The following is an 11,105-nucleotide window of genomic DNA, read 5'->3' on the forward strand; positions in this document are numbered from 1 at the left end:
TTTATTGCTAGTTAGAATCTAAGTAGTTGGCATTAAAATGTCATAAATAGGGCTAAAAACGCAAAATCAACTAGCAAAGATTGACTAGCAAAGATTGACTAGAATGTTTGGGCTAATCATAGCTAAACATATTTTTAGCCATTTTTAATAGCTCTTTGTTTAGATTTTGAGAAAGGTTAAGTTTATGATTTATAAGGCTATTTATTTGCATTTCTATACTATTTGCATAAAGCAATCTATAAATATGCACTTGTTTATTTTGCCCTATGCGATAGATTCTGCTAAAGGCTTGCTCTTCAATCGCAGGATTAAACCAAGGCTCTAGCATAATGGCATTTTGCGCATTTGTGAGATTTAGCCCGACACCACCAGCCTTTAGACTTACCAAAAACACATTAAATGGACTATTTTGTGCCTGAAACTGCTCGACTAATCTTACTCGATTGTTCTTAGAAACACTGCCATCTAAATACAAAAAATTTGTTTTATCTAGCATAGATTTTAGTATTTCCAAACTTTTTGTAAATTGTGAAAAAATGATGACTTTTTCTTGTCTATCAAGTATATCATTGACTAATCTTAACAGCGCGTTTAATTTAGAATCGTGCAGATTTTGGCAATTATAAAGCGTGGTTGGAATCGTATGATGTATGCTACAAAATTGCCTAAGCCGTAAAAGTCCTTGCAGTATAACAAAATTTGCCCTAGCTGATAATTTAGATTTTAACGCGGCACAAAAGATTTTATAAATGTCATTATATGCCTCTTTTTCGCTATCACTAAAATCTACCAACACCATCTCATCGTGCCTATGGGGTAGATTTAACACCTCATCTTTTTTGCGTCTTTTGATAAATGGGGCTAGTAATTTGATACTTAAATGGATAGCATTTTGAGAATCTTGCATAAATGGAGCAATGTTGCGCTCATATAGCCATTTAAAATTAGCATTAACCGCGCTCATCATATTCCACAAATCAAGCAAAGAGTTTTCGATAGGCGTGCCACTTATGATGATAGTAAAATCACGGTTGATTTGATTGATAGCGTTAAAAATTTGTGTTTTGTTGTTTTTGATTTTTTGGGATTCATCTAAAATTATAAGTTGATATTTAGGCAATTTTAAAAAATTGATTCTTGCGCTTTCATAAGAAATGATTTGGATTTTAGAGAGTTGCAAACTCGTAGAAATATCATTTTCATCTATGTGTGTAAATTTTAAAATTTCATTTTTCCAATTTTGCACAAGCGAAGCGGGGGAGATAATAAGAATATTATCAATATGATTAGCCACAAAAAAGCAAATAGTTTGCAGGGTTTTCCCTAGCCCCATATCATCGGCTAATAACCCACCCCAAGCATTGTTTTTGTATAGATTGCATAGCCACAAAACACCTTCGATTTGATAAGTTTTTAACTCCACTTTAATGCTATTTTTTATATTTTCCAATGCGTAATCGCAAGGATATAGCGCAAGATTTTTGATTTTTTCTAAAAACTCTGCAATATTGCTATCTTGCATATTTGATTTTTGGACTATCTGCAAGATAGCCTTTTCACTCAAATCACTATCTTTAAAAAACAACACCCTATCATCTAATTCTACATAATTTCTATTTCTTAAATACGCTTCTAATAGATTGCTATACAAATCTGTATCGTATTCTAAATCCCTATCAAATGACAAAAACCCATTAGAATTGCTCCCAAAACTAACGCTTTTTTGTTTTTTATCTAGCGATTTTATAAGCACGATAAATTCATTTTTAAGACTATGTAATTCATCAAAAGAAAAAGAGTTATCAAATATATTTGAGACAATAGAGTTTGCCTTGCTGATAATCTCTGCTGTATCCATTTTGAAAAGCATTTTGTCTTTGATTATCAAAAAATTATATCCTAGCGGAATCTCATTGCCACTAAAATCAAAATAAGATTCCACGCGACATTTATGTTTGTAAATATGTTGAATGTAGATTTTGATATTTGTCGGTTTTAGCGTGCCAAATTTATATGGTGGTATTTCAAATGGGATTTTATAAATCCGCTTTAGACTCCTATTTTTGTTTTGCATAAATAAAAAATTAAGATTTTCAATCTTTTTAAACAACAAATCACAAAACAAATCCTTTTCTACTACAAATGGCGGATTTTTACCCAAAATCTGTTGCAAAAATATCAGCAGTTCTCTCTCATTATCGCTAAGATTTGCATTTGTGATGACGCTTTTTGTCCTTATCGCAGGTGCTAATTTATCTACGCATTTTTGAAATTCTACGCAGATTTTATCACTGATAATGCTAAACCTAAGTCGCAAACTATATTGCATAAATGTATTTTAACCCATCTAGTAATGATTGCTTAAATTTTGCTCTAAAGTTTTCATCACATTTTTTGGTTAATTCTTTATGCAATAATTCTTGCCTACCTCTAAAACTATATTCATCAATCCTGCACCCACCCCCGCAAATATACCTCACACTGCAATCTTTGCAAGGGGTTATAAAATCCACGCTACTTTGTTTATTAAACTCTTTTGCTTTGCGCAAAACTTCCCCCAAATCATCATTGATATTTGCAAATGGTTTTAGTTCATCAACACGATTGCAAAGATAAATATTTCCATTGCTTGAAAAACTTAGATTCCCATAGCCACAATTTCTAACGCGCTGTTTTTTCTCCATATTTATCGCTAGATTTTTGATTGTATAGTTTGGATAAATTTTTTGCATTATAAAATCCGCTTTTTTAGCATATTGTCTTGCTTCATCGCCATATTTCATCGCTATACCGCGCCCGCCAAGCATTTTTTGTGAAACGATAAATTTTAAATTGTCCCCATATTTATTTAGTAAATTTGTAGCAAAATCCACAAATTTAGCCTCCATTTCATCGATATTTTCATAGGTTGGCGTTGTGGCGATGATGACTTTTGCCCCACATTTTAAAAACTCCTCCACGCTAGATAATGCTTTTTTAAAATTTGAAGCACCTCGCACTTTTGCGTTCATTTCCTCATTGACTCCATCAATGCTGATTTGTATATCATCGATAAATGGCACAATCTCACTAATCCACTCTTTTTTCCATAGCACGCCATTACTTTTTAGCCTTACTATCATTCCAAGATTTTTGGCATACTTGATAATATCTAAGCATTGTTTATGTAGCAATATTTCCCCACCGCTAAAAATCACTTCTTTTATGCCGTGCTTGACTAATCTATCAAGTAATTCAAACCATTGCGTAGAATCTAGCTCATTTTCATTTGCCCTGCCAGAATCCATATAACAATGTGGGCAGGATAAATTGCAAGCATTGGTTAAATAAATTTGTGCGGTATCGTATTCATCACACATTTCAAGCGGTGTATCAAAAAACTCTCTATCCAAAATCTGTGCTACGACAAAATGAAAATCCATTTGATTTGTCGCCATTCTTTCAGCGTTGGCAATGGAGTATTGTTGCAAGTTTTTAAAAATCTCTACTTGATTTGCATTAAAAAGCCCTAGCGTATTTCCACAATCACTAGCAATCACTAGCACTTCATTTTCAATCTCATAAAATTCGAGTGTTTTAGGCAGTGGCAATATGTCATTTTCGTTGATTTGTTTAGTCGAAGTTGTCATTAGAGAGTCCAAAAAGAAGCGCAACTCTTAAAATCTTCTTTCTTTAAGAGTTGCTAGTTATGATTAGTTGCCATTAACAGAGCAGTTTTTGAAGCAATAATAAAATACAACCTCATCTTTTATGTCTCGTTTAGCGATAGTAAAACTTCTCATCACAATGCTCCTTTACAAAATTTTAAAGTCAGCATTCTAAAAAAAAAAGTAAATGCAATACTTAATAAAAAACTTAAAAACAATAAACCATACTTTATTAAACGCTAAATCAAAGTTTATTGCGCCATATTGCTAGCGTTTTATACTTTTTTATGACGCTAAAATCGCCCTAATCTTGCATAAATTCTTGCAAAGGTTTTGGGATATTGCTATCTTGTTTTTGGATTTCTTTTATGGATTGTGCGGCAGCTAGGGCAGCGGCTATGGTGGTAAAATATGGAATCGAGTTTTTTAGCACTTCTCTGCGGATAGATTTTGCATCATTGCTGCTTTGAGCACCATCGCTTGTGTTTATCGCTAGGGCGATTTCTTTATTTGTGATGAGATCTTTGATATTTGGACGCCCCTCGCTTATTTTTAGCACACAGCTAGATGGGATTTGCTTAGATTGCAAAATCTTGTGCGTCCCGCTTGTCGCGCACACGCTAAACCCTAACTCTACAAAAGCCCTAGCCACGCTAAGTGCAAACTGCTTATCACAATCAGCAAGCGAGATAAAAATCTTGCCCCCTTTTGGCAGAGTATTTTTGCTCGCATTTTGCGCCTTAGCAAAGCTAATCCCAAAATTGCGCGAAATCCCCATAACCTCGCCCGTGCTTTTCATCTCTGGTCCCAAAATCAAATCCGCCCCGCTTAGTTTGCTAAATGGAAACACAGATTCTTTCACAGCGATATGTTTTAATGCCTTGTGGCAAAGTGGCTTTGCGCTAAAATCAATGCGATTAAAGCTATCATAAAATTTCAATGCTTCTTTAAGAGTGCCTTTTTGCACAGGATTTTGATTTGTGTTATTTTGCGCGTGATTCCACATTACGCGTGTGGCGACTTTGGCAAGTGGAACCCCCGTGGCTTTGCTGACAAAAGGCACGGTGCGTGAAGCGCGGGGATTTACCTCAATGATATAAAGCGTATTTTGGTGGATTGCGTATTGAATGTTTAATAAGCCTATGATTCCTAACTCTATGGCGATTTTTTCAGTGGTGGTGCGAATGGTTGCAAGCATTTTCTCATCGATATTTATGCTAGGCAAGACACTTGTGCTATCCCCGCTATGCACGCCTGCTTCCTCGATATGCTGCATAGTCCCCCCGATATAGACTTCCTCCCCATCGCAAATCGCATCGACATCAAGCTCGGTGGCGTGGTCTAAAAATTTATCCACAAGCACGGGGCTAGATTCACTCACTCTTACCGCCTCGTCCATATAGGTTTTTAGCTCATCATCGCTTTGCACGATACGCATAGCGCGCCCACCTAGCACATAGCTAGGGCGCACAAGCACAGGATAGCCGATATTTCGCGCGATTTCATACGCTTCCTCTTTTTTATACGCGATACCATTTTGAGGTTGGTTAAGTTTAAGTTTTTTGGCAAATGCGGCAAACTTCTCTCTATCCTCTGCGGTGTCGATGACAGAAGCCTTTGTGCCGATGATATTCGCACCGATGGTGGTGAGATTTTTAGCGAGTTTTAGTGGCGTTTGCCCCCCAAAATGCACGATTATGCCATTTGGATTTTCCCTCTCTATCACCGCCCTCACGCGCTCAAAGTCGATAGGCTCAAAATAAAGCGTGTCGCTTGTGTCATAATCCGTGCTCACAGTCTCAGGATTGCAGTTATACATTATGCTTTGCACGCCCAAATCTTTGAGCGCGAAGCTAGAATGCACGCAGCAGTAGTCAAATTCGATGCCCTGTCCGATGCGATTTGGACCACCACCTATGATTAAGACTTTTTTTGTGTTGGGCTTGTCTTTTGGGTAAAAATCGTGGAGTTTGCCACTCGCTTCGTCAATAGACGCTTTAGTCTTATTTCCTCGCTCGTGGCTACACAACCCCGATTTTTCCTCCAAAATACTGCGCCCATTTGTTGCTCTAATTTTTAGTGGCACATTAGATTCAGAATCCTGAAATTCCACGCTGTCGTTTGTAGAGCTAGATTCTGCATTTGCAGAATCTACAACGGAATGATTACCACGGAGCGAATTGCTTAAAGGATTCACAGGAATCGTTGAATATAAGTAAGGCGTGAGTGCCTCAAACTCCGCCGCACAAGTATCCACCTCCTCATATCTCGCTACCACGCCCATCGCCACTCTAGCCGTGTAGATTTCGCCCTCACTTATCTCCACGCCCTCATTTTGTGCTAAACGCCTAGCCAACGCCTTATCGCTAAAGCCCTGTGATTTGAGAGTGCGCATAGCCCCCTCATCACGCAAAATCTTGCTACTCACGCTCCTTTCAGCCTCCACTAACTCATAGATTTGGTGCAAAAACCACTTATCGATTTTGCTAAGCTCCGCGACTTCATCGACACTAAGCCCCAGCCGAAAGCAATCTGCCACATACAGGATTCGATTTGCATTTGCCCTGCGTGTTTCTTTTTTTGCTAGCTCAATATCGCTCGTCATACTATCTAGCCCGCAAAATCCATTCTCCAAGCTACACAACGCCTTTTGCAAACTCTCTTTGAAACTCCCGCCAATCGCCATCACCTCGCCGATAGACTTCATCGAAGTAGTGAGGCTAGAATCTGCGAGCGGGAATTTCTCAAAAGTAAAGCGCGGGATTTTGGTAACGATATAATCAATGCTAGGCTCAAAGCTCGCAGGCGTGCCTGTGATGTCGTTTGTAATCTCATCTAAGCTAAATCCAACGGCTAGCATTGTAGCCACTTTGGCTATGGGGTAGCCTGTCGCCTTGCTCGCAAGTGCCGAACTACGCGAGACACGCGGATTCATTTCAATTACCGTCATTCGCCCATTTTGCGGATTTATGGCAAACTGCACATTGCTCCCGCCAGTATCCACGCCGATTTCACGCAAAATCTTAAAAGACGCATCGCGCATTCGCTGATATTCTTTATCAGTGAGCGTGAGCGCAGGGGCAATCGTGATAGAATCCCCCGTATGCACGCCCATAGGGTCGAGATTCTCGATGCTACACACGATGATGCAGTTGTCATTTTTATCGCGGATTACCTCCATTTCGTATTCTTTCCACCCCAAAAGACTTTCTTCGATTAAGATTTCATTTATCGGGCTTGCTTCTAGCCCCGCTTTTGCCAATGCCTTAAACTCCTCGATATTATACGCCACGCCACTGCCACCGCCTGCTAGCGTGTAGCTCGCACGGATAATAAGCGGGAATCCAATGCTTTGTGCTGCAAGCTCTGCCTCATCAATCGTGTAGGCGTAATGGCTCTTTGGCAAATCCATACCGATTTTTAGCATAGCTTCTTTAAACGCCTGCCTATCCTCACCTTTTTTGATTGCGCTAGGGTTTGCACCGAGAAACTTCACGCCCTCCAACGCTCCGCTTTCATACATTTCCATTGCGACATTGAGCGCGGTTTGCCCGCCCATAGTAGGCAGTATCGCGTCTATGTTTTCGGCTTTTATGATATTTGCGATAACTTCTTGCGTGATAGGCTCGATATAAGTGCGGTGGGCAAAGTCAGGGTCTGTCATAATCGTAGCGGGGTTTGAGTTTATCAGCACTACGCGGTAGCCTAAATTTTTAAGCGTCTTTGCTGCTTGTGTGCCAGAGTAGTCAAACTCGCACGCCTGCCCGATGACAATGGGTCCAGAGCCGATGAGTAAGATAGTTTTAATGTCGGTGCGTTGTGGCATTTGAGTCCTTTTAATGTGCTTGCAATATGGCATTTATGCTTGTATTGCTTGCTTTTAACGCTTGTGCGTTTGCTTTATTGCTTGATTCAATTTTTAAGCAAAATTTCAGCATTTTATACAAAATGTGCTTAAAAAGCCTTTAGATTTTGCGCGAATCTATCAAAAACTTATCTAAAATCATAGAAAAACAACAAATGTAAAATCTTTGAAAAATCTGCTTTTGTGAGGGATTTTGGATAATAAAAAAAGCTAAAATTTCAACAAGTCCTACTAATGCTAACAATGTAGCAAATATAAAATAGATTAAATTTGTTTAAACATTCACATTAAAAAAATCGATTTTGCTACCATTGCTTTTATATTTTTACATTTTACTTCACAATCTTAATGACAAATAAAGGACAAATACGACAATGTATAGCGATAGATTCAAAGCGCTATATTCGCACCAAAATCCGCTTACAAAGCCCATTTCTAAGCCATTTCTTAAATAGTCAGCAACAAGGCTTATTTGCTAGATTCGCTTAATACGCGCCCTCACGCGTTGAGATTTTGATAATTTCAATGATTAGCTCGGCATTTTTTACGCGCCCTATGATTCGATAGTTACTCACGCGCCACCGCCACAAATCTTTAGTCCCTTGCATTTTCTTGCAGTTTGGCAAGGCAGTGGAATTTGTCGCTTGTGGTAATTTCTCATTGATAAATAGTCGCACCAAGTGGATTCCATTTGGGTCGCCTTTGTATTGCTTATCCAAAAACTTATCGGCTTGATTTGATAGCCTAATTTCCATTAGCATATCCTGCTAATTCAGCTTCTAGCTCCGCTCTAATCTCATCTTGCTTATTTTTTGGCAATGCTTCAAAATCTCTTGTGATTTTTCGTATCGCAGGGGCGTCCTCTAGCGTGTAGTATTTTGGTTCTTTTGATTTTTTGCCTATTTTGCATTTGACATTTGCGGCTTTTGCCATATTTTTAAATGCCCTCAAAAGCTCATCGCTAGGGTTTTCTAGTGTCAAAATCGTAGTCATTTTTTGTCCTTTAAAATAAAAATGCGACATTTTACCCAAAAATCCTAAAAACGCGCTTTATTGAGCTAAATATTCCTTGCTTTGCGCTTCCCATTGTTTGATTTCGGCGATAAGTGGGGCTAAATCGTAGTTTTTGATTTTAGATTCCATTGTGGCTAAATATTTATCGATATTTTGGGGCGTTAAAATGTGCGTCCCATTTGCGATTGCATCAAGTTGCATTTGATTCATATCAAACCAATAATGCTCGTGGTCAATATAATTTGCGATATTATCCGCATAATCTAAATCATCAAATCCATAGATTTTAGCGTTTTTTAGATTCGCAACTTCTGCCACTAGCCACTTTAAAATCGCCCTTGTTTCAGCAAATATTTCTTTGCCATTTATTCCTTTGTGATGTGCTTGACTAAATGGAAAAAGCGCATAATAAACTCTTAAATGCGGGGGGAAAATAAGGCTAAATTTTACTTGCGGATTTTGCCTAATCATTTTTAGGATAGTTTCTTGCAGATATGCTTTTTGTCCCTCAAAATCTAGCCGTTTTGTTTCATCACTTTTTGGATGAAAATCATTTTTTACATATTCATTATATTGCTTTATGGCTTCATTTTTTTGCCACTCACTCCAATTTGCAAATCCGCCAAAATGCTTTTTAGATGAGCGATATTCATCTTGCGTTAATGTTTCTAAATCTTTTTTATCGCCCACACAATCCTTATCTTTGCTCCATTTTCTAGCACAACGAATGAATTTTTTATCCAAATATCGCTTATATTTTTGCCAAAATAAACCGTCTGTATAGATTTTTAAATCAATACGCCAAGAATCAAAGTTTTCTCTATCGCCATTTCGTAAAATAAAACCATCAATAGAAAATAAGATATGTTTAATATCTTTGTGCTTTATTGCGTATTCAAATACGATTTTGCGCTCGTTAAAATCACTGCCTGCTAGACTTAGATTTACCCACTTACCACCTAGCTTTTGCCCTGTTTCTTTTGCCGAAGTGTTCTCCAAAATCGAAGTGCCTAAAATCACACTATCAAAATCCACATTATCAATAATGCCCTTTGCTTGAAGTCGCATATCGCTATGGTAAGTCGTAGCGCGAAAATACGGCTTATGAAATAGCATAAATGGGTCATAAATATAAAGCAAAATCCCAAGCAACGCGCTTATAAAACACGCCACGCATAAGATTATCGCAAAGAAAATGGAGAAATTTTTGTAGTTTTTATCGTCATTGCGAGGCTTGCTAACCTGTCCCCCCTCCCTTGCAAAGTTTGAATCCAAAAATTCCCCCTCCATTGCTGATAGCAACTTCAAAAATTCCCCATCCCTTGCAGAGTTGCCAATCTCTTGTTCCCCCTCCCTTGCGGAGATTTTTACATTTTGTCCCCCATCCATTGCGGAGGGCAATCCCAAATCTACCCCCTCCCTTGCGGAGGGGGTTAGGGGGTGGGTAGATTTATTATTTAAAAATTGTGCGCTAACATTTTTTTGCACTTTTAACCCACCCCCTGTATCCCCCTCCGCAAGGGAGGGGGAAGTTATGTAAGCCCCCCTTAGCCGAGGGGTTTGGGGTGGGGTGTCTTTCGCAAGGGAGGGGGAATCCTTTGATTGCTTCGACAAATCTTGCGATTCATCTCTCAATGACGGGCTAAAATCATCTTTTTTCACGCTAAACCTCCCTAAAAATTAAAATAAATAAATGCTTGATATGTATTTGCATTAAGTAGATTTTGCACCATTATCCAAATGCTTACATAAAACAGCGCAAGAGTGAGCGCAAATCGCGTGAATACCGCGCCACCTTTTAGCCAAATCTTTTTGCCAAAAATTCGCGCTGAAATGCTAAATTTTAGGATTTTGGTGTCGAAATTTTTTAGCATTTCAAAGCTATTTTTACACGCAAGGCACACGATAAACGCACATAAAATCCAAATAATGATTTCATTTGTCCCAACGCTATTTTGTCCTGTTTGGGCTAGTTGGGCGTTTAGATTTCCACAAATTTTGCTCCATTTTTGTGGCAAATCCACCCACACAATCCCAAACATACCTTTGAGTAGATTTACCGCTCCGCTTGGACTATCTGCCCTAAAAAATATTCGAGTTATATTTACAAAGTTAAATGTAATAAACCAACATAAAAAAACATAAAAACCTGTTTGCATAAATCGTAAAAATATATTTGCTTTATCCAAACTTTTATAAATCCAACCATAGATTTTATATATTATAATTGCGATGCCGTGCAAAATCCCATATATCACAAATCCCCACCCTGCGCCGTGCCAAATACCGCTTAAAAAAAATACAATAAAGAGATTACGCAAATTTAGAATCTTGCCAACACGACTACCACCTAGCGGGATATACACGCATTCTTTTAGAAATCTACCCAAAGTGATATGCCACCTGCGCCAAAATTCTGCGATATTTAAGGCTTTGTATGGAGAATTAAAATTACAAGGCAACATTATCCCAAACATTAACCCTAATCCTATTGCCATATCTGCGTATCCACTGAAATCAAAATAATGTTGAAATGTGTAAGATAGCGAAGTCGCCCAAGATTCTAATATGTTTAAATG

At 38.2% G+C, this 11,105-nt stretch carries 6 protein-coding genes and 2 pseudogenes; all 8 read right to left on the minus strand.

Annotated elements, in window-relative coordinates; translation table 11 throughout:
* Window positions 1–112: 112 nt before the first annotated feature.
* Complete coding sequence (locus tag ACWIX0_RS06750) at window positions 113–2,329, minus strand: DEAD/DEAH box helicase (protein ID WP_454173041.1); 2,217 nt, start codon at window positions 2,327–2,329, stop codon at window positions 113–115.
* Window positions 2,319–3,629, minus strand: a complete 1,311-nt coding sequence (locus tag ACWIX0_RS06755) for a radical SAM protein (protein WP_454173042.1) — start codon at window positions 3,627–3,629, stop codon at window positions 2,319–2,321. The genes ACWIX0_RS06750 and ACWIX0_RS06755 overlap by 11 nt, the downstream gene beginning before the upstream one ends.
* Window positions 3,630–3,951: 322 nt before the next feature.
* Window positions 3,952–5,598, minus strand: a pseudogene (carB, locus tag ACWIX0_RS06760) (carbamoyl-phosphate synthase large subunit); the annotation flags it as partial.
* 234 nt (window positions 5,599–5,832) lie between these two features.
* Window positions 5,833–7,473: pseudogene (gene carB, locus ACWIX0_RS06765) on the minus strand (carbamoyl-phosphate synthase large subunit); the annotation flags it as partial.
* A gap of 524 nt (window positions 7,474–7,997) precedes the next feature.
* Window positions 7,998–8,267 carry a type II toxin-antitoxin system RelE family toxin gene (locus ACWIX0_RS06770; RefSeq protein ID WP_454173043.1) on the minus strand — a complete coding sequence of 90 codons (270 nt, stop codon included), beginning with the start codon at window positions 8,265–8,267 and terminating at the stop codon, window positions 7,998–8,000.
* Window positions 8,257–8,505 (minus strand): hypothetical protein, encoded by a 249-nt coding sequence (locus tag ACWIX0_RS06775; RefSeq protein ID WP_454173044.1) that lies wholly within the window; start codon window positions 8,503–8,505, stop codon window positions 8,257–8,259. The genes ACWIX0_RS06770 and ACWIX0_RS06775 overlap by 11 nt, the downstream gene beginning before the upstream one ends.
* Window positions 8,506–8,562: 57 nt before the next feature.
* Window positions 8,563–10,188, minus strand: coding sequence for a hypothetical protein (locus ACWIX0_RS06780; protein ID WP_454173046.1), 1,626 nt, complete (start codon window positions 10,186–10,188; stop codon window positions 8,563–8,565).
* Window positions 10,189–10,199: 11 nt separating this feature from the next.
* A partial coding sequence (locus tag ACWIX0_RS06785; protein WP_454173048.1) for an MBOAT family O-acyltransferase occupies window positions 10,200–11,105 on the minus strand: 906 nt, incomplete at its 5' end.

The sequence above is a fragment of the Helicobacter sp. T3_23-1059 genome (assembly GCF_053654515.1).